This is a genomic window from Azorhizobium sp. AG788 (assembly GCF_004364705.1).
Classification (GTDB): domain Bacteria; phylum Pseudomonadota; class Alphaproteobacteria; order Rhizobiales; family Xanthobacteraceae; genus Azorhizobium; species Azorhizobium caulinodans.
Genome location: NZ_SOBM01000009.1, coordinates 215,103 through 238,027, shown reverse-complemented (window position 1 = coordinate 238,027; position 22,925 = coordinate 215,103). Strand labels below are relative to the sequence as shown.

Genomic DNA, 22,925 nt, shown 5'->3' with positions numbered 1-22,925 from the left:
CTTGGCGATCCGTACCGCGGCCAGCGGCGCGGATCGCGACTGTGTAACCGGGCGGGCCGATCCTTCGTGAGGAGCCCTGCCATGTCCGTTCCCTTTTGCGGAACGCCCGAGGTCGAGACGCATGCCGCCGGTGCCGGCCCGCTGCGCGCCGGCCGCCGGTGGACCATGGGACCGGCACTCCTCGCCGCCGGGCTGGCGCTTGCCGGCTGCACGACCACGTCGACCAATTCCCCCCAGACCGCCATCGCTCCGCCCCCGGCGACCTATGCGAGCTATGCCGGCGCCGCCATGGGAATCGCGCCGCCGGACGGCAGCGCGCCCATGGCCTATGCGGGCGCGCCTCCGGTCACCAACGAGAGCGGTCAGGCGCCCTTTGCGACCGGCCAGAATATCTCCTTCTCGCAGGTGAACCCGCAGGGCTTCCGGCCGTGGACGAACGTCCCGTCCGTGTACCGCCTCGGCCCGGGGGACAAGCTGAAGGTGAAGTATTTCGTCACCCGCGACATGGACGAGGACATCACCGTCGCGCCCGACGGCACCATCGCCCTGCGCTCCACCGGTCAGATGCGCGTGGAGGGTATGTCCCTCGCTGCCGTGCAGGATGCGGTGCGCCGGGCCTCGCGCAACGACCTGACCGACCAGCGCGTGACCGTCGCGCTCGAGGATGCGGTGTCGGCGCGGGTGTTCGTGGGAGGCATGGTGGCACGTCCCGGCTCCTATCGCCTGAGCGACATGCGCGTGAGCGCCCTGCAGGCCATCCTTCTGGCCGGGGGCTTCACCGACGAGGCAAGACTCGGCCAGATCGCCATCATCCGCCGCGGCCCGAACAACGAGCCCATGCTGCGCACCGTCAACGTGCGCGACGTGATCGAGACGGCCTGGGACGAGGGCAACGTGCCGCTGATGGCGGGCGACATCATCTACGTGCCGCGCAGCTCCATCGCCGAACTGGACCTGTGGATCGACCAGTTCATCAACAAGGTGGTGCCGTTCCAGCGTTCCTTCAGCTACACGCTCGGCAGCTACACCACGAACACCACCGGCGGCACGACGGTCATCCCGTGACCGGACGCCGCCGGAGAGCGAATGGCGATATTCGGACCTGAATTCGCGCGGTTGCAGTGCTATACCGCCCTGTGTGCGATGGCTGTGCGAAGGGAGCGGGCGAGCAGGACATGGAGCCGCTGACGGACATCTCCCGTCCGCTGCCGCCGGTGGCCGAGACGGTCTTTCTCGGCGTGCCGATCTCCCGTCTCGATGCCGCTGAGGCGGCGGCGCTCATCGCCGCACGCGGACCCGGCGCGCCCTTCGCTTATGCGGTCACGCCCAATGCCTCCCATTTCAACCTTCTGGGCGAGATCCGGGATGCCCGCTTCCAGGACGTCTATGACCATGCCTGGCTGCGGCTCATGGACGGCAAGGTGCCGCGCGCCTTTGCCCGCAAGGTCTTCGGCCTCGATCTGCCCCATTGTGCCGGCAGCGACCTGACCGAGATCCTGTTCCGGGACCACATCCGCCCGGACGATGCGATAACGGTGATCGGTGGCGGGGAGGCGTTGCGGCGCCGGCTGGTGGAGCGGTTCGGCCTCACGCGGCTGGCGGTCTATGATCCGCCTATGGGGTTCATGGAACAGCCCGGCGAGGCGGAGGCCTGCGTCACCTTCGTGCAGCAGCATCCGGCGCGCTACGTCTTCTTCGGCGTCGGCTCCCCGCGCGGGGAATATCTGGCGCGGATGGTGCAGCAGGCGGGCGCCGTGGGCACGGGCCTGTGTGTCGGCGGCTCCCTCAACTTCCTCACCGGCCTCGTGAAGCGCGCGCCGATGGTGTTCCGCACCTTGGGCGTCGAGTGGCTCTATCGCCTGCTGCGCAATCCCGTGCGCCATGCCCGGCGGGTGTTCATCGACTCCATGCCGCTGCTCTGGATGGTCGCCAAGGCGAAATGGAATCCGTGCGCCTATGGCATGGCCCCGACCCGGCAAAGGGGCGCGCCATGAGCGCCACGATGCCCGGAGCGCAGCGGCGGCTGATCATGCCGCTGCATCGCGCGGAGCGGATGAGCACGTCGCCGCCGCTGGTCGGCGAGCGCTTCCCGCCGGTGATGACGTGGATGGTGCTGCTGGTCGTGCTGCCGCTGTTCGGCCAGTGCTTCTATTATCTCGCCGAGCTGCCGCCGCCCTACATCCTGTCCAAGGCATGGCCGGTGCTGATGGCGCCCGTCGCCATCTGGGCGATCGCGCGCGTGCCGCTGCCGGCAAAGGGCGGCTATGTGGCTCTGATGGCCTACATGATGGGCCTGACGCCGCTCATCTCCATGATCAAGCTCGGCAACGGCCTGATCGACGCGCTCACCACGACGGTCAAGGTCTGGCCCTTCAGCTATTATTTCGCGCTGGCCGGCGTGCTGGTGTGGCTCAATCCGGAGCCCGGACGGCTGCGACGCATCGTGCTCGCGCTGGGCTACGGCACCTTCGGGGCCATGCTGCTGCTGTGGATGGTGGCGCCCGCCTCCTGGTACACGAGCGACCCCTCCAAGGGAAAGCTCATGCTCTATGAGCTGGAGCGCGGCTATCGCATCTACATGCCGATGTTCTTCGGTGTGATCGTGCTGTTCTTCCTCACCCGAACCTTCATGCGCCGGCCCTCCTTCTGGCCGGCGGTGGGCGTGCTCGCGGGCATTGCGCTCGAGTTCTACATTTACAAGCAGCGGGCCTCCATCGGCGCCGCCCTGGCGGTGGTGGGCTGGGGCGTGCTCGCCTCCCTGCCCGCCCGCTGGCGCCGGATCCTCGCCGCCACGGCGGCCATCGTCGTGCCGGCAGCGGCGGTCCTCGTCCTGCTCCTCTTCGCCGACAAGGTGGAGACCTGGCTTGGCGGCTCGCTGTCGGTGCGGCAGAACTCCTTTGCGCTCGCCACCGGCTATCTCGGCAGCGACGTGATGAACTGGCTCTTCGGCGTCGGCGCCACCACCCGCTTCAGCACCGTGACGCTGGCCGACATCTTCGGCAACGCGCAGTTCTATATTGCCGACATCGGCTGGGTGGGCGTGGTGTTCGAATATGGGCTCGTGGGCGCCCTGATGCTGTTCGGCCTGCATGTGTGGGGCTATGTGGAGTTGCGCCGGCTGGCCCGGCGCAACGGCGATCCCTTTGCCCATGCGCTGGCCGACTACGTGCTTTTTCTCATCGTCACGTCGGCGGTCTATTCCCTCGTCTTCACACCGGGCGAATTCGCCACCGTGATGGCGCTCGCCGCCTATCTCGGCCACCGCGCGGGACGGCCGGTGGCGCCCCAGGGGACGGGGCACGTCTTCATCCGCACCGCGCCACGGCGCATCATTGGAAAACGGCATGCTGCGACGGCTCAAGCGACTGTTCTCTGAACCGGCCTTCAAGGAGGCTCCGCTGGCGGTTCTCGGACGCGCCGCCCAGTGGGCGGTCTGCGCCCCGCTGGGCATCCGCCCGGCCTTCAGCCTCGTGCCCGGCGGCGGCCGGCTTCGCGTGCCGGCGGACTTCCGCTACACCTCCGTCTCCGCCTTCCTGCTGCGGGACCAGGTGGAGCCCGAGCTGCGCTATATCCAGAAGTTCGTGCTGCCCGGGGACATCTTCATCGACGTGGGCGCCAATATCGGCCTCTTCACCGTCAAGATGGCCCCCACCGCCGGGCGTGTCGTGGCGGTGGAGCCCGGCAGCACCGCCGGCAGCCTGCTGGCCGACAATGTGGCCCTGAACCACTTCAGCAACGTCGCCATCGTGCGCAAGGCGCTCTCCGACAGCGTGGGCGTCGCCTCGCTTCATCACAATCCGCTGGGCAACGATCCACAGGCCTTCTCGCTGGTCAGTGACGGCAGCGATGCGGAGACCGAGCAGGTGCCGATCACCACGCTCGACGTGATGGTGACGGAACAGCGCCTCGCCCGCGTCGACTGCATCAAGATCGATGTGGAGGGCGCCGAGGGGCAGGTGATCGCCGGTGGCATGGACACTCTGCGGGCCTATCATCCGGCGGTCATCTTCGAGATGAACTGCCCGACGTTGCTGAAGGCGGGAGGCGATCCCGCCGCCGCCTGGAACGCCTTGCAGGGGCTCGGCTACCGCTTCTTCCGGCTGGCGGAGGATGGCGCGCTGCTGCCGCTCGCCAGCCGCCCCGGCGCCTTCTGCAACGTTGTCGCCCTGCACCCGGAAGGACGCCCGGTCGCCTGAACGGGCGCTGTCTAGAGCGCGATCCGACCAGATGGAACCGCCGGCGTTTCAATGTGCTCGGATCCGGCTCTAAGGCACAGACGCGAAGCAGTCGGCGAGGCGCAGTGCGACGCAGGTTGCGGTGGACAGCGCCCGATAGTCCGGATTGTCCGGCCCCGGCGGGCCGGGCGGCGCGAGGCGGAGCCCGTAGAGCATGGCGCCCGCCTGCGGGTCGCTCTCCACCGAGCGGAGCATGCGCACGGTATAATCCAGTGTGAAGCGTGGCCCGCCCGAGGTGCCCGGCTGCACCTGAATGCCGAGCGCCAGTGGCCCCTTGTAATAGGCCCGATAGGCGCGCAGCGCCTCGTCCGGCCGATAGCTCGGCCCGGCGTCATAGGACATGATGGTCACGAGATCGAGCGACTGACCGGCGGGCGAGCGCAGCATGGCCAGCATGGAGCCGGTCCACGGGCTGCGGGGGCGGGCGGAGACGAAGTTCCCCTCGCCATAGGCCCCGACGCTCCAGCCCGCGGCGGCAACGGCGAAGGGCGGGGGCAGCGCCGCGCGGATCGCCTCCACCACCTGCACCGACAGGGCATCGCTGGAACACTGGATGCGGCCCGACGGCAGCGCCGCGCAGCCTGGCTGGCCGGTTTCGTAATCGATGTCCACGCCGTCGGCGCCGAGGTCGCGGACGAGGCGCACCAGCGCGTCCACATTGAGAGCGTCCCAGCGCAGATAGGTGGAGCCGCCCACCGAAAGCAGCACCCGCATGGCCGGATGCCGGGCCTTGAGGAGGGCGATGGCATCCTTCAGGACGGCGCCGGAATAGGGATACTGGAGGCCGGTGGCGGAGAGATCGAGCCCGCCCGGATAGACGAGATCCGGCTTCACGAAGCTCAGCGCCACGTGGGTGTAATAGCCCGGAAGCCGCGCGATCGAGGTTTCCTCCGGCGTCGTGGCCGGCGTCTCGGACCAACTGGTGTGATAGGCGAGAAAGGGGCGTCCCGGCTCCGCCTGCGCCGGCAGCAGGCCGGCCAGCAAGGCGAGGAGCGGCGTCAGAAGACGGACGGCCCGGCGAGGCCCCGCGTGATGGTCAGCAGCATGATCCTGATGTCGAACCATATGGACCAGTTCTCGATGTAATAGAGGTCGAGCTCGACCCCCTGCTCGGCCTTCTCCACCGTGTGGATGCCGCCGCGCATGCCGTTGATCTGGGCCCAGCCGGTGATGCCCGGCTTGACGCGATAGCGCTCCACATAGCGGTCGACGGCTTCATAGCGCACGTTGGAGGCCACCCGCATGTTTGGCACATGCGGACGCGGCCCCACAATCGACATCTCGCCGCGCAGCACGTTCCAGAGCTGGGGCAGTTCGTCGATGGACAGGCGCCGCAGGATGGCGCCCACCCTGGTGATCCGGGGATCGGTCTTCACCGTGCCCGCGGAGCCGTCGTCCTGCGGATCGGTGCGCATGGTGCGAAGCTTGTAGCAGTTGAAGATCTTGTTGTTCAGGCCGACGCGCGGCTGGCGGAACAGGACGGGGCCGGGGGAGTCGAGCGCGATGGCGATGGCGGCCGCCAGCAGGATGGGCGCGGTGAGGATGATGCCGATGACGGCCACCACATAATCCTCCACCGTCTTCAGCAGGCCGAGCGAGCCCTTGAGCGGGCGCTGCTGCACCTGCAGCGTTTCCTGCCCGCCGATCTCCACGAGGCGGGCGGAATGGAGCATGAAGCCCTCCGGCTCCAGGTCCACCACCACATCGGCGGCGATCCGGTACATCTGGTCGGCCAGCGCGCTGATGCGCCGGGCATCGTCCCACGGCTCGACGATGGCCACGAGATCCACCGGCTCGGATTTGGCGAGGGCCAGAAGATCGGCCACGCCCCCGCGCAGGGGCGGGTCGTTCGCGTCGGGCGGGGCGGCATCGGGGCGGGGCGCCTGGGACGAGGCCTCGAAGATGCCGATGAATTCGACGAGATCGCTGCCCTCGTCCGCGCGGCACCTGGCAATGAATGCCCGCGCCCGCTCCCGCTCACCGATGAGCGCGATCCGCCGGCGCAGCAGGGCTTTTCGGCTGACGATCGCCATGCCGGGGCGCACGAGGAAGAGCCGCCCGGCCATCAGCGCGATGAAGGTGATGATCGCCCAGGCGAGCAGATCGCGCCAGGTGCGGTTCAGCGATCCGCCCACGGCCACATCCACCGCCACGACGACGACCATCGCGGGCACGAGACCGATCACGATATGGGACATCTGCCGCAGCAGGCGGGTGTAGTGCTCCACCCGGTAGGCACTGCCCACCCGCAGCACCTGCACGAAGACGAGCGCGCCGATGACGGCGAAGACGATGTGCCGGCTGAGCGGCCCGAGCTGCCAGCCCGCATAGGCGATGGCGCTGGCCGTGGCGATCATCGCGAGGTCGCAGATGATCACCAGCCGCCTGATCAGGCCATGGGTCCACCGTGTCATAGCCGCATCATTCGCAACGAATGCCCACCGCGTCGATCAGAAGGCCCTTCTGCGCAAGCCGGGAAGTCCCGTCAAGGGATCTTACCCTTCAGGGTTACCGCCCGGCCGGAAAGGGCAGAGCCCCGTCCGTGCGCGAGAATGTCTTGTGTCCACAGGCGTTGTGGCCACGTCCAAGCTTGGGCGCGTCCCTCTGCCGCCCCTCCGGAGGGGCCGGGAACTCACCCCGCCGCCGGCGCCCGGCCGGAGAAGAGGTCGGCGATCCAGCGCGTGCCGGTGCCATGGGCGCAGAAGGTGAGGGCGGCGATCACCAGCGGCACGCCGATGAAGGCGCCGGCCAGACCCCACAGGAAAGACCAGAAGAAGACCGCGAACAGCACGAGGAAGGGCGAGATGGCGAGCGTCCGTCCGGCGATCCGAGGCTCCAGATAGCTGCCGGAGACGAACTGCACCACGTTGAGCACGACGAAAACGAAGAGGGCCATGCGCCAGCTCTCGAACTGCACGAGCGCGAACACGGTCGGCAGCAGCGTGGCGGTGAAGGGACCGATGACGGGGATGTAGTTGAGCGCCAGCGCGATCACGCCCCAGGCGGTGGCCAGTTCCATGCCGGAGGCCAGCGTGAAACCCCAGACCAGAATGCCGGTGGCGATGCTCATGAGGGTGCGGACCCACATATAGGTCTGCATCTTGCTTGCGATGTCGGCGCCCGAGGCCATGAGGAAGGCGCCATAGCGCGGCAGGCGCGCCACCTGCCGGACGAAGATGTCTGCTTCCAGAAGCCCGAACACCACGAAGACAGCGGTGACGACAAGAAAGCTCGCGAGGCTGTTGGCCCGGGCGGAGATTTCCTGCAGCGCCCGCAGCAGCCAGCGCACATCGAAATGGTCGGCCACCGAGCCGGCGAGCAGGAAGCCGTGGCCCTCCAGCCAGTCGCCCGCCTGCGCATAGATCGCCTGAAAGCGGCCGGCATTGGCGAAGGTCCATTGCGCCACGTGGCTGAAGCCCCAGACCACCATGCTGACGATGGAGCCGATCACCGCCAGCGTGAGCAACAGCGTCAGCAGGGAGGCGAGGCCGGTTCCGATCCGCTGTTCCAGCCGGCGCTGCACGGGCCAGACGACAGCGATGACGAAGATGGCGAAGACCACCGGCGCGAGGATCACCTGCGCGAGGGACACGGCGGCGGCGGCCACTACCGCCGCGATGAGGCCGATGAGGATCTTCTGTCCCTTGAATGCGTCCATGCCTGTCCCCGCCCCTGTGGCCACATGGTGGCCCGAAAGCCACCGTCGGGGAAGGAGCGGTCGCGTGCAAGCTGTTCTTTTCCCTCAGGCTTCCGTCGTGGGCACACCGCCGGCGCGGGCCATGTCCAGCAGACGCTGCCGGGCCGCGGGATCGAGATCCTCGCGCAGGATGGCGAGAATGCCATAGCTGCGCAGCGGCACGAGCACATGCGAGAGCGTTTCCCCCAGCGCCATCACCATGGGCCAGCCGTACCGGCTCATGGCGCCCCCCTGCACGATGGTGATGCCGTCCGGCGCGAACGTGGTGGTGATGGGGCCTGCATCGAACTGCGCGGCGTTGCGTGTGGCCATCTTGCGTGCGGCGCGGGCGGCCATGCGGCGGCGGAAGAGGTAGAAGCCGAAGGTCGCGACCCCCAGCACCAGGGTGTTGCGGAGCAGGTCCGGCACCATTCGCTCGGCCAGGAACGTGATCCTCTCCCACTCCATGGGCCGGGGATCGGTGAGGACCAGCAGCAGGATGAAGATGGGCAGCAGGAGGCTGCCGAGCACCCAGAAGAGCATATAGTGGCGCCGGGTCCGTCGGCGGGCGGCGGGCTGGTCCCGCTGCCATGTGAGAGCCTCGGCATAATCGTCGGGCGTCAGGCTGTGCGTCACCCGCACGGCGGTTTCCGGCGCGGGCGGGAGTTCGGGCGCCGCACCGGCGGCAGGGGCGGCGATCCGCGCGGCCATCCATGAGATGAGGGCGGGCGCAATATCTGCGGGAATGGCCGCCTTGGGCAGGATGGTCGATTCATAGGGCCACAGGGCGCAGACCACGAGGCGGGGCGTCTCTTCAACGCTCCGGAAGCGGTGCCAGGGGACGAAGGTGGTCCGGTCCGGCTCGGTGCTGGTGATGCCCTCTTCGGTGATCTGAAGGGTCGCCGCCCACGCCTCCCGGACCCCGCCATCCCTGAGCATGGTCCGCATGCCCCGCATGGCGAGCCGGGGATGCAGTGCCCAGAGCAGGATGATCGGCGCCATGCAGAGCAGGAGATAGAGGAGCGGCGTGCCCCAGACGACGTGAAGGAACACCGCCGGGCTAAAGCCGCTGCTGAGGCCCATGATGACGATGAAGGCAGCCAACACCACGGTCAGGCCGCGGGTGAGCATGTGCCGTCGATTGCGGGCCATTTCGGGATGCGCGGCGGCGAGCGTGGCCTCGGCCATGTCGTCCAGCGTGAGATTGATGTGCAGCGTCAACGGCAGGGGGATGGGCGGGGAAGCGGGAGCGGCAGGGGAGGGCTGGGTCACGTGCTGTGATCTCCGTCGCGTGCGCCATGGGCGCAGGTTCGGTCATCGCGCATCCGCCCCCCCGGCGGCTTCGGCTGCGCAGAGCGGCGCATCTAAACTCATGTTGTGACAGGAGAAAACCCTTCAAGGCGCGGTCCGTCCGGTCACGCCGTATCACGCTACGGCACGATCCGGCGCGGTCTGGCCTCCATCTTGCGAGACGCTGCGCTGCAGGTGTGCGGCCGGTCTCGTTCCGGCCGGAGGGAGGCCGAAACATGCCGTTGTTCAGCTTTCATTGTCCGACATGCGACAAGGACGTCGAACTGCTGATGCGTTTTTCGGATACGCCGCTGTGCCCGCACTGCGGCGGCACGAGCCTCGAGCGGCTCATCTCCCGCGTGGCGCCGGAACTGAAGAGCAAGGCCATCATGAAGGCGGCCCGTGCACAGGCAGCGCGGGAGGGGCACTTGAGCAATTACAGCCGCTCCGAGCGAGGCGGCTGAAGCCTCAGGCGCTCCGGCGCAGCACCGCCGCCACGGTGAACAGGCCGCAGGCGAGAGCGGCGAAGACGGCGAGGCCGTGCGTCGTCGCCTGCATGGCGAAGCCCGCCGCCAAGGGGCCGACCAGCGCGCCGCCGCCCCAGGTGAGCCCCATCACCGCATAGATGCCCACGAGGTCGCCGCCGCTGAAGCGGCTGCCGACGATGGTCAGCGTCAGCGTGTAGATGCCGACGAAGGCCCCGCCCCAGAGGAACAGCAGTGTGTAGGTGGAGACCGGGTGCAGCAGGGCCAATGGCCAGAGCATGGCGCCGAGGGTCGCGAGCGCGCCGCAGGCGATCACCAGCTTGTGGCGGTCCATCTTGTCGCCCAGCCAGCCGATGGGCAGTTGCAGGACGATGGCGCCGATCATCATCACGGAGATGAGCTGGGTGGCGTTTTCCTCGCCCCAGCCGAGATTGATGGCATAGAGCGCGAGGAAGGAGAGGCCGGCCGTCTCCACCGCCGCATTGAGGACGGTGGCGCCGATGGCGACCGGGGCCATGGCGGCGAAGCGCAGCGGGTTGCCGACGCTCGGCTTCTCATAGGCGGGTGCCACCACGAAGGGGGCGAGGATGAAGGCGCCGGCGGCGAGGGCGAGCCCCGCGCCCACCAGATAGGGCGTTGGGCCCTGCGCACCGAGCACGGAGAGGATGGTCGGCCCGAGCGCGAGGCCCAGCGACAGCGCGGCCGTATAGACAGCCATGGCACGGGCGCGCGTCTCCTCCGTGGAGAGGGCGTTGATCCAGGTCTCCGAGAGCACGAACAGGGCTTCCGCCGACATGCCCAGCAGCACGCGCAGCACGAAGAACAGCCAGATGGCGGAAACCTGCGAGAAGGCCACGAGAACGGCAGCCGAGGCGGCGAGCGAACCGAGGATGAGCAGCCGCGGGCCGAGCTTCGCCACGAGGCGCGGCAGGATGAGCGCGGTGATGAGCACGCCCACCGCATGCATGGCCGCATTGGCACCGATGAGACCGTCGCTGAGGCCCCGCTGGGCGAGATCGAGGGCGATGAGCGGAGCGCTGAGCGAATAGGTGAGGCCGAACATGGTGGCCGTCAGGATGACGGCGGCGCGGGAAACGAGATCGGTGCGCGGGGCAGGGCTGGCGTTGTCGGTCATCAGACGGGGGTGTCCAGCTTGCGGTCGGCCCGGAGGCGGCGGAGGAAATCGAGTGCCCGCACGTGCCATGGAGCGTGGGCGGTCTCGACGATGCGCTTCAGGGCGCGGGCATAGTCAAGCACCATTCCCGGCGTCCAGCACATGGTGTGGGCCTGCGCGCGCAGATAGGCGGCCGCCCAGAGGTCCGGATTGAACTGGAGCGCCAGCAGCCGCAACAGCGGAAAGCGGCAGTCCAGCACGCCTTCGATGGTGGAATCGAGCGCGCCCACGACGGCGCTCGAACAGTTGCGGCTGGTGAGATTGTAGGTGGAATCCTGCTTGTAGCCGGCCCAATAGGCCCTGAGGCGCCGCGGGCTGAAGTGGTGCAACTCCACCTTCTGGTCCGCCGGGCACCATTCCCGGGATTCGACCGCGTAGGAGGGCTGGAAAAGGCCGGGAATGTTGGCCGCTTCCCGGCCGTCGAACAGGCGCATGGCCGAGCTGTTGGGGTCGATCTCGATGCCCGGCCAGTGGCTGATGTAGAGGTTGCCGTATTCCAGGGCCGAATGGCCCGTGGACATGCCGCCCTCCACATCGCGGGCGGCGATGTAGCGCTCGAACACCGGGCGGCGCGCCTTCACGTCCGCCGAGCCGACGGGTGTCCAGATGCGAACGGTGAGCACGCCCTCGGGCGGGGCTTCCCGCTCGCCGCTGTCCACCAGCACGGGGGCGTTCTCATTCCAGTTCCGGCCGCCGAAGGCGGGGAGGGCGTAGAGCGCCACTTCCTCCGGCTCGTTGCGCAGCCACAGTCCGATGCGCAACGCGCCGACACCCCAGTTCAGCAGCAGCAGGCTGATACACAAAGGCAGGTTGTAGGCATGGGGCAGCGGCCATTCGGCGATGATGAGGATGGCCAGCACCAGTTCGGCTGCAACGATGGCGGCCGATACCGGCCAGCGCCGGTAGCGCACAAGCGTGATGGTCCCGGCCCGCCACAGGCCGTCCAGAATGAGCGCGATGCCGAGCAGCCAGGCCAGCACCGCATCGCTGTGGAGCGGATGGTCGATGATGAGAAAGCCGATGAGCAGCAGAAGGGCCGCCTTCAGCCCCTTCAGCAGGCGGGCGCCGCCGCTGGGGGCGTTCCAGGCGCCGAAGACGGCAAAGGCGCCTTCCAGCAGGAACAGCAGGCCGAAGGCCTTCGTCGCGGTCGCCGCAAAGCCGTCCACGAGATCGCCGAAGAGCAGGGCGGCACAGGCGATGAGCGCGCAGCCGAGGCCAACGAGGACCCACCACCTCCGGCGCACCGCATTCGCGCCGATGAGCAGCAGGGCGAGTTGAACCATGGCACGTACCCTTGAGCCGGCCGGCCGAACTGAAATGCTCTGGTTCGCCGGATAACAATGCTTGCGGTGTTACCGCCCATTCCGGCTGGTTGTCGAGGGCGGTTGCACTCCGGCTGGCGTACAAGCCCGCTGCCCCGGAAGCGAGCTATTTCAGCGGATCGCTTTGTGGATGGACCGGCAAATTTCAGGTGAATACGGCGCGGGCGGCCTTCACGAGGCTGGCACCATCGACGGCGATGGCCGCGGCGCCCTTTCCGGGCTTGTAGAGCGCCGATCCGATGCCAAAGCCGCTGGCACCCGCCTCCCGGTAGGCCCGCATGTTGGAGGCATCGATACCGCCGACGGGGAGCAGGGGGATGTCGGTCAGCACCGCCCGCCAGGCCTTCACGACGTGCGGCGGGATCCCTTCGGCCGGGAAGAGCTTCAGCGCGTCGGCGCCCGCGGCCCGTGCCGCGAAAGCTTCCGTGGGCGTGGCGACGCCGGGGGTGCAGACGAGGCCGCGCGCCTTGGCGGCGCGGATGACCTCAAGGTCGGCATGGGGCATGACGATGAGCCGACCGCCGGCGTTCTGCACCGCTTCCACATCGGCGGGGGAGAGCACGGTGCCGGCGCCGATCAGCGCCCGGTCGCCGAAGGCCTCGGCCAGCGTGCGGATGGAGACGAGCGGCTCCGGCGAGTTCAGCGGCACCTCGATGAGCGTGAAGCCCGCATCGACCAGCGCCGTGCCGATCTCCAGCGCCTCGGAGGGCTTGAGGCCGCGCAGGATGGCTACCAGCGGGCAGGCGGCGAGCGCCTCGGTGAAGCTGAGCGGCATGGGGGCCTCCTGAAGGCGAGGGGTCAGATGAGGCCGGCCGCACGGGCGACCGCGAACTGGCCGGCGGCGGCGCAGTCCCTTGGGGCACGGTGGTGCGGCAGGCCGAGAATGTCGGCCGCCTGCGCATAACGCTCGGTGAGCGCGGCATTGGCGACCAGCGTGAAAGGCGTGTGCGCATGGGTGACGTCACACAGCTCCGCCCCGATGAGCAGGCCGGAGAGGAAATCGGCGCTGTCGGTCTCCGCCAGCCGGCCGGTGAGGCCGAGCGCGCGGATGGAGAACAGCCGGCCCACCAGCGCACCGGGACCCTTGAGGTCGCGCGCGGTCTCCACCCCCCGGCGGAAGCCCTCGGCCGAGAAGGGCGCGTCCGCCTGCATCATGCGGCCGAGGATGGTGTGTCCCTTCAGCGCCGCGAAGACGTCGCCGGTCATGTAGGTGGCGAAGTGGACGATGCGCCCGTTCTCCACGCGAACCCATTTGGAGTGGGTGCCCGGCAAAACGAACAGCCCGTCCGTCTGGCCGAGGCGGGCGAGGGCACCGAACACCTCCACTTCCTCTCCCCGGATCACGTCGGGCGTGGTGTCATCGTCCCGCAGCAGGCCGGGCACGATCCGCACCGGCCCGAAGGCATGGGGCGCGTCCGGTACCGGCGTCAGTCCGCCCGCGAGATCGGAGAGGCCGGCAGGCAGAGGCACATAGCGCGCCTCGACCCAGCCCTGGCGGCTGCCGATCATGCCCGACAGCAGCACCGGCAGCGGGCCGTGGGCATGGGCCCAGGCGCCGGCATTGGCCGTGAGCACGTCCGCATGGCTCGCGCCATCCAGAGACATGATGCCCTGAACCGCCGCGTGGCTGTCGAGAACTGTGCCGTCGGCGGCATGGAGATAGGCCCTGAGCGCGGTGGTGCCCCAGTCGAGGGTGATGAGGGCGGCGGGGGCGGTCATGGCGGCGTCCTTGGGCGGCTTTGTCAGACGGCAATTATAGGAAACGTGGTCGGTGCGCGAGGTTCCCATCGCTTCCCGGTTCGCCCGGTCGTTGCCCCGCCCTATGCCTCCCCCCGCAGGCTGGAGAGGGAACCCGTTGCGCGGGACGGCGACCATTCGCTGTTTCGCTGCACCTCTCCGCCTGCGCCCGCCACCTCCCTCTCCCGCTTGCGGGGAAGGGCTGGGGAGGGGGCAGGATCGGGCGCCCCCGCTCAATGATGCAGGATCTGGCCGAGGAAGGTGCGGGTGCGCTCGTTCGTCGGGTTGGCGAAGAAGGTCTCGGGCGGGCCCTGCTCGACGATCTCGCCCTTGTCCATGAAGATCACCCGGTCCGCCACCTGCCGGGCGAAGCCCATCTCGTGGGTGACGCAGATCATGGTCATGCCGTCCTGGGCCAGCGAGATCATGGTGTCGAGCACCTCCTTCACCATCTCGGGATCGAGGGCGGAGGTGGGCTCGTCGAACAGCATGACCTTGGGGTTCATGCACAGCGCGCGGGCGATGGCGACGCGCTGCTGCTGGCCACCGGAGAGCTGGCCGGGAAACTTGTTCGCCTGCTCGGGAATGCGCACCCGCTCCAGATATTTCATGGCGATCGCCTCGGCCTCCTTCGGCGCGATGCCGCGCACCTTGCGCGGGGCGAGGGTGCAGTTCTGGAGCACGGTGAGGTGCGGGAACAGGTTGAAGGACTGGAACACCATGCCCACCTCGGCGCGCACCTTGTCGAGGCCCTTGGAGGAGGAGCCGACTTCGGTGCCGTCCACTTCGATGCGCCCGCCCTGGTGATGCTCCAGCGCATTGATGCAGCGGATGAGGGTGGACTTGCCGGAGCCCGACGGCCCGCAGATGACGATGCGTTCGCCGGCGGTGACGGTGAGATTGATGTTCCTGAGGGCGTGATAGGTGCCGTAGTGCTTCTCGACCCCCTCCATGCGGATCATGACATCACCGGCGGCGCCGGGCACGGTGCTGGGGCTTGCGGGGCTGGTCATGGGAGCGTCTCCGGAAGGGGGATGGGCGAGGTGGAGAGGGCCTTACCCCCCTCCCCAGCCCTCCCCCGCAAGGGGGGGAGGGAGTTGCCGCGTGAGCAGTAAACGGCGGATCACCTCTCGCTGGTGCCACCAGTCCCCTCCCCCCTTGTGGGGGAGGGATAGGGAGGGGGGTAGAACGGCGGGGGCAGGGCGCCCCGCCCAACATCAGAACGTCGGCAGTGGACCCAGCGGGGTCTTGAACCACTTCTGGTTGATGGCGTCGAGCTCGCCATTGTTCTTCACGAAATAGAGGAAGGTGTTGATCCACTGGAGGAAATCCGTGGAGCCGCGGCGCACCGTGATGCCGTTGTACTGGCTGCGCAGCACGATTTTGCGCTCGATGCCCATGTCCGGATTGGCCTCGGCGAGCTGGGCGCCGATGACGTTGTTGGAGCCGAGCAGGTCGGTCTGGCCGGAGATGAAGGCCTGGGCGGCGGTGGCGTCGTCGTCGAAGCGCATGATGGTGGCGCCCTTCGGCACGGCGGCGGTGAGCGCGGTGTCCTGCGTGGAGGCGCGGGCGACGGCGATCTTCTTGCCGACCGTCTGGTCGAGGGTCTTCACGTCAAGCTTCTTCGGGCCGAGGAGCTGGATCTCGATGGCCGAATAGGGAATGGAGAACTGCACCTGCTTGGCGCGCTCCGGCGTGATGCCGAAGGTGGCGACCAGCGCATCGACCTTGTTGGTCAGCAGGTAGGGAATGCGGTTCGGGCCGGTGACCGGCACGATCTCGACTTCGACGCCGAGATACTTGCCCATCAGCTTGGCGACGTCCGCGTCATAGCCTTCCGGCTTGCCCTGGGCATCGAGGAGGCCGAAGGGCGGCAGGTCCACGAGCATGCCGATGGTGAGCTTCTTCTTCGACAGGATGTCGTCGATGGACTGGGCCGAGGCGGCATGCGGCACGGCAAGGCCGGCGAGCGCCGCAAGGCCGGTTGCGGCGATGACGCGCCGCGCGGATTTCAGGACCGATCCGAGAAACATCTGCTTTCCTCCAGTTTTGCCCTGTGGGGCGGCATGTCCGGACTTTGGGCCGGTGTATCGGGGCCTCGCCTCAGCGCGAGACGGTGCCGAATTTCTTTTCGAGGCGACGGGAAAAGAGCGAGAGCGGCCAGCACAGCACGAAATAGATCGCCGCCACGATGCCGAACACGAGGAACGGCCGGAAGGTGGCATTGTTGACGATCTGGCCCGCGCGGGTCAGTTCCACGAAGCCGATGATCGAGGCGAGCGAGGTGCTCTTCACCAGCAGCACCAGGAAGCCGACCGTGGGCGCCACCGCGATCTTGGCCGCCTGCGGCAGGATGATCTCCTTCATCCGCGTGGTGTAGTGGAGGCCGAGCGCGGTGGCCGCCTCCCACTGGCCCTTCGGGATCGCCTGGATGCAGCCGCGCCAGATCTCGCCGAGGAAGGCCGCGCCATTGAGCGTGAGGCCGATGGCCGCCGCCATGAGCGGATCGATGGACAGGCCGAAGAAATTGGCGCCGAAGAAGACGAGGAAGAGCTGCATCAGCAGCGGCGTGCCTTGGAACACCTGGATGTAAGCGCCGGCGGTGGCGCGCAGCCACGTCCATTGCGAGGTGCGGGCGAGGGCCACGAACAGGCCGCCGATGGCTCCGCCCATGAAGGCGATGGCGGAGAGCAGCAGCGTCCAGCGCACGGCCATGAGCAGGAACAGGAACTCGGCGGAGGTGAACTGGCGGATCATGTCGCTTCCCCTCAGCGCGTGGCGTCGGACCGCGCGAAGACCGCGCGGTAGATGAGCTCGAAGACGGCGGCGAACATCAGCGACATGGCAAGATACATGGCGGTGACGACGATATAGATCTCGAACGAGCGGAAGGTCTGGGCCTGCAAGTTGTTGGCGATGGCGGTCAGTTCCTCCGCCGAGATGGCCGACACCACCGAGGAGGTGAGCATCAGCAGGATGAACTGGCTGGTGAGAGCCGGATAGATCGCCTTCAGCGCCGGGAAGATGACGATGTAGGTGAAGACCTGGACCGGCTTCAGCCCCAGCGCCAGCCCCGCCTCGATCTGACCCTTGTGGATGGTCTCGATGCCGGCGCGCACGATCTCGGTGGCATAGGCGCCGATGTTCACCACCATGGCCAGCAGCGCCGCCTCATTGGCGTCGAGCCGGATGCCCATGCGCGGCAGGCCGAAGAAGATGAGGAAGATCTGCACCAGGAAGGGCGTGTTGCGGATCACCTCCACATAGGTGTCCACCAGCCAGCGCACCGGGCGCGGACCGCCGGTCTTGCCGAGCGCGCAGACCACGGCCACCACGAGGCCGATGGCCATGGCCATGGCGGAGAGGCGGATGGTGAGCAGGGCACCCATCAGCAGTTCGGGCCAGGCGTTGAACACATCGCCGAACTGGAAGACGTAATTCATTGCGTGCTTCCTCTTGCGGGATCAGGCGGGGCGCGCGGCGGCGCGCCGGGCGGGCGGTTTGCCCGCGCCCGCCGTCCGCGCCGGAGCGCCGAAGGCGGCGCCGCAGGACTGGCGGATAACGAGGCGGGGCGGAATGATGATCTGCTCTGGCGGCAGTTGCGGGCTCTCGATCCGCCGGAGCAGCAGGCGGGCGGCCTCGCGGCCCACCACCCGCGGATCGGTGGTGAAGGTGGTGAGGGCGGGGCGGTGGAGGCCCGCCTCCGCCACGTCGTCGCAGCCCACCACGGCCACGTCCCGGCCCGGCGCGAGGCCATGTTCCGTCAACGCCAGCATGACGCCGAAGGCCACCACGTCATTGTAGCAGACAAGCGCGGTGGGGTGGTCTCCGGCCGCCAGCAGGCTGCGGGCGGCGGCATAGCCGTCGGCCCGGTCGAGCACGGGGCAGGGCACCACCGGTCCGCTCTTGAGCTTGTGCCGCCGCAGCGCCCGGCGGAAGCCGGTGAGACGCTCGGCCAGCGGCGAAATGCGACGCAGGCCGCCGATGAAGCCGATGTGGGTGTGACCGAGGGCGATGAGATGCTCGGTCACCATCTCCATGCCGGCGGCATAGTCCGGCCCGACATAATCGGTGGGAAAGCCCTCGATGCGCCGCTGGGCCACCACGCAGGGCACGCTGGTGCAATGGGCCTCAGTCAGCGCATCGGGGCGGGTGTGCTCGGCGGGCACCAGCACGATGCCGTCCACCCCATGTTCCTGCATGCGGACCAGGAGGCGGCGCTGGCGGGTGGCATCTTCCTCGGAATTGGTGATGAAGGCAGCATAGCCCTCGCCATCCAGCACTTCATCAATGCCGGAGGTGAACTGGGCATAGTTGGGCGTGATGATCTCGCACAAGACGAGGCCGATGGTGCGCGAGGCGCCCGAGCGCAGATTGGCGGCGCGGCGATTGTAGATATAGCCGAGCTCCACCATGGCTGCGTCCACCCGGGCGCGGGTGTCGTCGGCAACCAGCGGGCTCTTGCGCAGCACGAGCGAGACGGTGGCACGGGAGACGCCGGCATGGGCCGCGATGTCGTTGAGCGTCACGCGCGCCGGGGCGCCGCTGCCGGTGTGGCCGGCGCCGGCCGCAGATGGCCGCGAGGCATCGGGCGCTGGTCCCTTGCGCGTCTTCACCTTGGCGTTCTCCCCCGGGGCCTTGATGGCCGGAAAACAGGCAATGGACATGCTTTTCCAGGCTCTATTGAGCCGGAATGCAGTTCTCATTCTTCCGTGCATGCGGGATGCGAAACGGCGCCGCCTAGCGTTCTGCCCCTGCGGCGTGTGATTGTCTAACGGAGCGCTTTGGCGGTGGTCAACGACTTTTTTAGACCGATCTAAAACTTTGCCTGCGATGAAATCGCCTCGGTCCCTTCTTGCTGCGGTGCGAAACAGCGGTGGCGTTTCAGGTGCGAATATGCGGGAAGGCAGGCGCATTCACGAATGCCAAAGCAACGTCAGCGACGTTCGTGTACAAATATATCAATTTGGCAGCGCTTGCGTCTGCCCGGCCTGTTGCGCTGCAAAAATTATGACGTTCGCCTGTGGGTTCCGCCACGGCGCGTTGGGCGCCGTGGCGGAACACTTCAGCCGGCGCGGCGCGCCATATAGGCGCGCCAGCCACCGAGCGCGGTGATCTCCCGCGCGTTTTTCACCGCATGTGCCTCACAGAGGAAGCCGGAGGCTTCGCTTCCATCCTCCAGCCGCACCTTGCCGATGCCGAGCGGCGCCGGGATGCGGGCGACGAAGGCGCCGAAGGCGGCGGCGTCCAGTTCCCACACCTCCACATCGAGGCCCGGCCCCTCGAAGCCGGGCTCGCGCACGAGGCCGGGCTTCTCCGGCACCGTGCCGGGCAGGGCATAGAGGCGGTAGTCGGGCGCGGTGCGGCAGCGGCGCAGCAAGCGGCCGCCGGGCTCCGTCAGCTCGCGGTTGAGCGGCATGCCCGAGAGATGGGCGCCCACCACGACGATGGGCAGGGTGTTTGCGGTCTCGCTCATGCCACGGCCTCCAGCACGGCCACCACATCGCCGGTGCGCACGGTGCGGCCGGGCACCGCCCGCACCTCGCGCAGCCGGCCCGCCGCATGGGCGGTGATGGCGATTTCCATCTTCATGCTCTCGATGATGGCGATGGTCTCACCCGCCGCCACCGGGGCGCCGGGCTCCACCAGCACCTTCCAGACGTTGCCCGGCACATTGGCGCTCACCCCGAAGCAGCCGTCGGGAATGGCATCGGGCGCGAGCGCCGGGCCGCCTTCGTCGGAGACGAAGCTGTCGAGCCCCTCCGCCTTCCAGCGCGCCTTTTCTGCTTCGAAGGCGGCCTGTTGGCGGGTCTTGAAGGCAGAGATGGCGGCCGCGTCCCGCTTCAGCCCGGCGGCATAGTCCGCATAAGAGAAGCTGCCTTCCTCGATCCGCACCGGATAGGCCCCGTGCGGGAAGGCGGCGCGCGCTTCGGTCAGTTCCTGATGGGAGACCGGGAAGAAGCGGATCTGGTCGAAGAAGCGCAGCAGCCAGGGCGTGCCGGGCGCGAAAGCCGGGGTGGAGCGCCACGTGTTCCACATCTGGATGGTGCGGCCGAAGAGCTGGTAGCCGCCCGGCCCCTCCATGCCGTAAATGCACATGTAAGCGCCGCCGATGCCCACCGCATTCTCCGGCGTCCAGGTGCGGGCCGGATTGTATTTGGTGGTGACAAGGCGATGGCGCGGGTCCACCGGGGTCGCCACCGGCGCGCCGAGATAGACATCGCCCAGGCCCAGCACCAGATAGCGCGCATCGAACACGATATCCTTGACCGCCTGCTCATCGGAAAGTCCGTTGATGCGGCGGATGAACTCGATGTTCGAGGGACACCAGGGCGCGTTGGGGCGCACCAGCTCCTGATACTTGCGCATGGCGAGCTGGGCGTCGGGATCGTCCCAGGAGAGGGGCAGGTGCACGGTGCGGCTTGGCACCACCACATCTTCCGCCGCCGGCAGCGAGGCCTCGATCTCCTGCAACGCGCCCAGCAGGCGGGCGCGGGTGAGGCTCGTGCCGTCATAATGCAGCTGGAGCGAGCGGATGCCGGGCGTGAGGTCGATGAGGCCCGGCAGCTTCGCTTCTTCCACCGCCTGCGCCATGAGGTGGGCGCGCAGGCGCAAGGCGATGTCGAGCCGCATGTCGCCGAACTCGACCAGCAGGTTGTCGTCGCCCTGCCGGCGATAGACCACCTCCACCGGCCCGTCCGTCCGCCGCGCCACGATGGGCGAGCCGGCTTCGGGGGCGGTGAAGACCTCCGGGCCGGCGATGGCATCCTGCGGCCGGGCGGCGGGGCGGAAGCGCACCGTGTCGCCGGGCTTCAGCTGGCCCATCTTCCACTGCTCGTCGCGGGCGATCACCGCCGGGCAGACGAAGCCGCCGAGGGAGGGGCCGTCCGGGCCGAGGATGATGGGCATGTCGCCGGTGAAGTCGATGGCGCCGATCGCATAGGCATTGTCGTGCAGGTTGGAGGGGTGCAGCCCCGCCTCCCCGCCGTCGGTGCGTGCCCAGCGGGGCGTCGGGCCGATGAGGCGCACGCCGGTGCGGGCACTGTTGAAATGCACCTCATAGGCGGCTTCGAACAGGTCCGCGATATCCTCCGGCTGGAAGAAATCCGGCGCGCCATGGGGACCATAGACGACGCCGATCTCCCACTCCCGCGTCAGCGTGGCGGCCGGCGGGAGCTCGGTGGCCTCTTGCCGAGCCGTGCCAAGATGCAACACGTCGCCGCCCTTGAGCGTGCTCGTGGCATGGCCGCCGAAGGCGCCGAGCGCGAAGGTGGCGCGCGAGCCCAGCACTTCCGGCGCATCAAAGCCGCCGCGCACCGCGAGATAGGTGCGCTGCCCGGCTCCGGAAATGGCGCCGATGGCCAGCACCTGCCCCGCCTTCACCGCGAAGGCGGCGTCGTGCGGCACGCTCACCCCGTCCAGCGTCGCCGGTATGTGCGCGCCGGAGAGGGCCACTTCAGCGGCGGTGTGGAAGCGCAGCGTCGGGCCGTTGACGGTGAGCTCCAGCGCCGCCGTGTCGGGGTGGTTGCGCACGAGCGCATTGGCGCGCCGGAAGGAATAGGCGTCCATCGGTCCGCTCGGCGGCACGCCCACATGCCAGAGGTGCAGGCGGCCGGGCAGTTCCTGAAGGCTCGACTGCGCGCCGGGAGTGAGCACCTCGATGCTGCGGGGCGTGAAGGCGAAATCCTTGAGCGCGGTCGTCGCCACCTTTCCGGAGGCGAACAGGTCCGAGGCGGCGATGGCGCGCAGATAGGCAAGGTTGGTCTCGATGCCGGAAAGCCGCGTCTCCGCCAGCGCCGCCTTCAGCGCCGCCAGCGCGGCGGGGCGGTCGGCGCCTGTGACGATGACCTTGGCCAGCATGGGGTCGTAAAAAGGCGTGACCTCGCTGCCGGTCTCAACCCATCCATCCACCCGCACGCCGGCCGGGAAGGCGACTTCGGTGAGCAGGCCGGCGCTCGGCTGGAAATTGGCGTGGGGGATTTCAGCATAGACGCGCGCTTCGATGGCCGCGCCTTTGGGCGTGAGGGGCGTCGCGGGAATGGGGTCTTCCCCCGCCGCCTGCCGCACCATCCATTCCACGAGGTCGATGCCGAACACGGCTTCGGTGACCGGATGCTCAACCTGAAGGCGGGTATTCACCTCCAGGAAATAGAACTCCTCCCGCGCCGGGTCATAGATGAACTCCACCGTGCCGGCAGAGGCATAGCCGACGCTCTCGCCCAGCGCCACGGCGGCGGCGTGCAGGCGCGTGCGCACCGCATCCGGCAGCAGCGGGGCGGGCGTTTCCTCGATGACCTTCTGGTTGCGCCGCTGGAGCGAGCAGTCGCGCTCGCCCAGCGCCACCACGCGGCCCTGCCCATTGCCGAAGATCTGCACTTCCACATGGCGGGCCTCCGCCACGAAGCGCTCCAGATAGACGCGGGCATCGCCGAAGGAGGCGCGGGCCGTGCGCTGCACGCGCTCGAAGGCAGCGGCCAGTTCCTGCGCATCGGCACAGAGCTGCATGCCGATGCCGCCACCGCCCGCTGTGCTCTTGAGCATGACGGGATAGGAAATGGCCTCGGCCGCCGCCAGCGCCTCATCCACGCTGTCGATGAGGCCGGTGCCGGGCAGCAGCGGCACGCCGCTCGCCTGCGCCAGCTCGCGGGCCGTGTGCTTCAGGCCGAAGGCCCGCAGGTGCTCGGGCTTGGGGCCGATGAAGGCGATACCCTCCGCCGCCAGCCGCTCGGCGAAGGCGACGTTCTCGGAGAGGAAGCCATAGCCGGGGTGGACGGCCTCAGCCCCGCTCGCCTTGGCGGCGGCGATGACGGCTTCCACATCCAGATAGCTCTGGGCGGCGGGGGCGGGGCCGAGGCGATGGGCCTCGTCCGCCTCCAGCACGCCGCGCGTGAAGCGGTCGGCATCCGAATAGACGGCTACGACGCGGATGCCCATGGCACGCAAGGTGCGCCCGATCCGGCTGGCGATCTCGCCCCGGTTGGCAATCAGAACAGTGCGGAACATGGT

At 68.4% G+C, this 22,925-nt stretch carries 19 protein-coding genes and 1 pseudogene; 5 read left to right on the top strand and 15 right to left on the bottom strand.

What is annotated here, in order from left to right:
* The first annotated feature begins 81 nt into the window (after positions 1–81).
* The 4 genes from DFO45_RS22410 to DFO45_RS22395 all read left to right on the top strand — a co-directional run bounded on the left by DFO45_RS22410 (position 82) and on the right by DFO45_RS22395 (position 4,196).
* Positions 82–1,065 (top strand): polysaccharide biosynthesis/export family protein, encoded by a 984-nt coding sequence (locus DFO45_RS22410; RefSeq protein WP_245518224.1) that lies wholly within the window; start codon positions 82–84, stop codon positions 1,063–1,065.
* Between the two features lie 110 nt (positions 1,066–1,175).
* A complete protein-coding gene (locus DFO45_RS22405; RefSeq protein ID WP_133866596.1) occupies positions 1,176–1,994 on the top strand; it encodes a WecB/TagA/CpsF family glycosyltransferase in 819 nt (272 codons plus the stop codon).
* Positions 1,991–3,376: a hypothetical protein gene (locus DFO45_RS22400; RefSeq protein WP_133866595.1), complete on the top strand. Its 1,386-nt coding sequence runs from the start codon at positions 1,991–1,993 to the stop codon at positions 3,374–3,376. The genes DFO45_RS22405 and DFO45_RS22400 overlap by 4 nt, the downstream gene beginning before the upstream one ends.
* Complete coding sequence (locus DFO45_RS22395; protein ID WP_133866594.1) at positions 3,345–4,196, top strand: FkbM family methyltransferase; 852 nt, start codon at positions 3,345–3,347, stop codon at positions 4,194–4,196. The genes DFO45_RS22400 and DFO45_RS22395 overlap by 32 nt, the downstream gene beginning before the upstream one ends.
* 69 nt (positions 4,197–4,265) lie before the next feature.
* Here the strand turns inward: DFO45_RS22395 and DFO45_RS22390 are convergent, their stop codons facing one another.
* From DFO45_RS22390 to DFO45_RS22375, 4 genes are all read right to left on the bottom strand, one after another.
* Positions 4,266–5,300 (bottom strand): glycosyl hydrolase family 18 protein, encoded by a 1,035-nt coding sequence (locus DFO45_RS22390; protein ID WP_133866593.1) that lies wholly within the window; start codon positions 5,298–5,300, stop codon positions 4,266–4,268.
* Positions 5,234–6,649, bottom strand: a complete 1,416-nt coding sequence (locus DFO45_RS22385; protein WP_133866592.1) for an exopolysaccharide biosynthesis polyprenyl glycosylphosphotransferase — start codon at positions 6,647–6,649, stop codon at positions 5,234–5,236. Before DFO45_RS22385 ends, DFO45_RS22390 begins: the two co-directional genes overlap by 67 nt.
* A 218-nt stretch (positions 6,650–6,867) precedes the next feature.
* A complete protein-coding gene (locus DFO45_RS22380; protein ID WP_133866591.1) occupies positions 6,868–7,893 on the bottom strand; it encodes an AI-2E family transporter in 1,026 nt (341 codons plus the stop codon).
* An 84-nt stretch (positions 7,894–7,977) separates the two neighbouring features.
* Positions 7,978–9,183, bottom strand: a complete 1,206-nt coding sequence (locus DFO45_RS22375) for a YcxB family protein (RefSeq protein ID WP_133866590.1) — start codon at positions 9,181–9,183, stop codon at positions 7,978–7,980.
* A gap of 254 nt (positions 9,184–9,437) precedes the next feature.
* Between DFO45_RS22375 and DFO45_RS22370 the strand changes: the two genes are divergently transcribed.
* The gene (locus DFO45_RS22370; RefSeq protein ID WP_012172933.1) at positions 9,438–9,665 is read left to right on the top strand and encodes a zinc ribbon domain-containing protein; all 228 of its coding nucleotides are present in this window, start codon (positions 9,438–9,440) and stop codon (positions 9,663–9,665) included.
* Positions 9,666–9,669: 4 nt separating this feature from the next.
* Here the strand turns inward: DFO45_RS22370 and DFO45_RS22365 are convergent, their stop codons facing one another.
* From DFO45_RS22365 to uca, 11 genes and pseudogenes are all read right to left on the bottom strand, one after another.
* Positions 9,670–10,821 carry an MFS transporter gene (locus tag DFO45_RS22365; protein ID WP_133866589.1) on the bottom strand — a complete coding sequence of 384 codons (1,152 nt, stop codon included), beginning with the start codon at positions 10,819–10,821 and terminating at the stop codon, positions 9,670–9,672.
* Entirely contained in the window at positions 10,821–12,143 is a 1,323-nt protein-coding gene (locus DFO45_RS22360) for a protease (protein WP_133866588.1), read from the bottom strand. Before DFO45_RS22360 ends, DFO45_RS22365 begins: the two co-directional genes overlap by 1 nt.
* Positions 12,144–12,327: 184 nt before the next feature.
* Entirely contained in the window at positions 12,328–12,957 is a 630-nt protein-coding gene (locus tag DFO45_RS22355; protein WP_133866587.1) for a 2-dehydro-3-deoxy-6-phosphogalactonate aldolase, read from the bottom strand.
* A 23-nt stretch (positions 12,958–12,980) separates the two neighbouring features.
* Entirely contained in the window at positions 12,981–13,901 is a 921-nt protein-coding gene (locus tag DFO45_RS22350) for a 2-dehydro-3-deoxygalactonokinase (protein ID WP_208299852.1), read from the bottom strand.
* A gap of 251 nt (positions 13,902–14,152) precedes the next feature.
* Positions 14,153–14,932, bottom strand: a complete 780-nt coding sequence (locus DFO45_RS22345) for an amino acid ABC transporter ATP-binding protein (RefSeq protein WP_274532302.1) — start codon at positions 14,930–14,932, stop codon at positions 14,153–14,155.
* 204 nt (positions 14,933–15,136) lie between these two features.
* Positions 15,137–15,952 (bottom strand): transporter substrate-binding domain-containing protein, encoded by an 816-nt coding sequence (locus DFO45_RS22340; protein WP_012172927.1) that lies wholly within the window; start codon positions 15,950–15,952, stop codon positions 15,137–15,139.
* 70 nt (positions 15,953–16,022) lie between these two features.
* Positions 16,023–16,676 carry an amino acid ABC transporter permease gene (locus DFO45_RS22335; protein ID WP_133866585.1) on the bottom strand — a complete coding sequence of 218 codons (654 nt, stop codon included), beginning with the start codon at positions 16,674–16,676 and terminating at the stop codon, positions 16,023–16,025.
* 11 nt (positions 16,677–16,687) lie between these two features.
* Positions 16,688–17,362, bottom strand: coding sequence for an amino acid ABC transporter permease (locus DFO45_RS22330; protein ID WP_012172925.1), 675 nt, complete (start codon positions 17,360–17,362; stop codon positions 16,688–16,690).
* A 21-nt stretch (positions 17,363–17,383) separates the two neighbouring features.
* The gene (locus tag DFO45_RS22325; protein WP_133866584.1) at positions 17,384–18,586 is read right to left on the bottom strand and encodes a LacI family DNA-binding transcriptional regulator; all 1,203 of its coding nucleotides are present in this window, start codon (positions 18,584–18,586) and stop codon (positions 17,384–17,386) included.
* A gap of 398 nt (positions 18,587–18,984) precedes the next feature.
* Positions 18,985–19,374 (bottom strand): annotated as a pseudogene (locus DFO45_RS22320) (amidase); the annotation flags it as partial.
* A 17-nt stretch (positions 19,375–19,391) separates the two neighbouring features.
* Positions 19,392–22,922 (bottom strand): urea carboxylase, encoded by a 3,531-nt coding sequence (gene uca, locus DFO45_RS22315; protein WP_133866582.1) that lies wholly within the window; start codon positions 22,920–22,922, stop codon positions 19,392–19,394.
* Positions 22,923–22,925: the final 3 nt, after the last annotated feature.

Coding starts and splice junctions, on each gene's coding strand:
- DFO45_RS22410 (WP_245518224.1), top strand. CDS start 82: ATGTCCGTTCCCTTTTGCGGAACGCCCGAGGTCGAGACGCATGCCGCC.
- DFO45_RS22405 (WP_133866596.1), top strand. CDS start 1,176: ATGGAGCCGCTGACGGACATCTCCCGTCCGCTGCCGCCGGTGGCCGAG.
- DFO45_RS22400 (WP_133866595.1), top strand. CDS start 1,991: ATGAGCGCCACGATGCCCGGAGCGCAGCGGCGGCTGATCATGCCGCTG.
- DFO45_RS22395 (WP_133866594.1), top strand. CDS start 3,345: ATGCTGCGACGGCTCAAGCGACTGTTCTCTGAACCGGCCTTCAAGGAG.
- DFO45_RS22390 (WP_133866593.1), bottom strand. CDS start 5,300: ATGGTTCGACATCAGGATCATGCTGCTGACCATCACGCGGGGCCTCGC.
- DFO45_RS22385 (WP_133866592.1), bottom strand. CDS start 6,649: ATGACACGGTGGACCCATGGCCTGATCAGGCGGCTGGTGATCATCTGC.
- DFO45_RS22380 (WP_133866591.1), bottom strand. CDS start 7,893: ATGGACGCATTCAAGGGACAGAAGATCCTCATCGGCCTCATCGCGGCG.
- DFO45_RS22370 (WP_012172933.1), top strand. CDS start 9,438: ATGCCGTTGTTCAGCTTTCATTGTCCGACATGCGACAAGGACGTCGAA.
- DFO45_RS22365 (WP_133866589.1), bottom strand. CDS start 10,821: ATGACCGACAACGCCAGCCCTGCCCCGCGCACCGATCTCGTTTCCCGC.
- DFO45_RS22360 (WP_133866588.1), bottom strand. CDS start 12,143: ATGGTTCAACTCGCCCTGCTGCTCATCGGCGCGAATGCGGTGCGCCGG.
- DFO45_RS22355 (WP_133866587.1), bottom strand. CDS start 12,957: ATGCCGCTCAGCTTCACCGAGGCGCTCGCCGCCTGCCCGCTGGTAGCC.
- DFO45_RS22350 (WP_208299852.1), bottom strand. CDS start 13,901: ATGACCGCCCCCGCCGCCCTCATCACCCTCGACTGGGGCACCACCGCG.
- DFO45_RS22345 (WP_274532302.1), bottom strand. CDS start 14,932: ATGACCAGCCCCGCAAGCCCCAGCACCGTGCCCGGCGCCGCCGGTGAT.
- DFO45_RS22340 (WP_012172927.1), bottom strand. CDS start 15,952: ATGTTTCTCGGATCGGTCCTGAAATCCGCGCGGCGCGTCATCGCCGCA.
- DFO45_RS22335 (WP_133866585.1), bottom strand. CDS start 16,676: ATGATCCGCCAGTTCACCTCCGCCGAGTTCCTGTTCCTGCTCATGGCC.
- DFO45_RS22330 (WP_012172925.1), bottom strand. CDS start 17,362: ATGAATTACGTCTTCCAGTTCGGCGATGTGTTCAACGCCTGGCCCGAA.
- DFO45_RS22325 (WP_133866584.1), bottom strand. CDS start 18,586: ATGTCCATTGCCTGTTTTCCGGCCATCAAGGCCCCGGGGGAGAACGCC.
- uca (WP_133866582.1), bottom strand. CDS start 22,922: ATGTTCCGCACTGTTCTGATTGCCAACCGGGGCGAGATCGCCAGCCGG.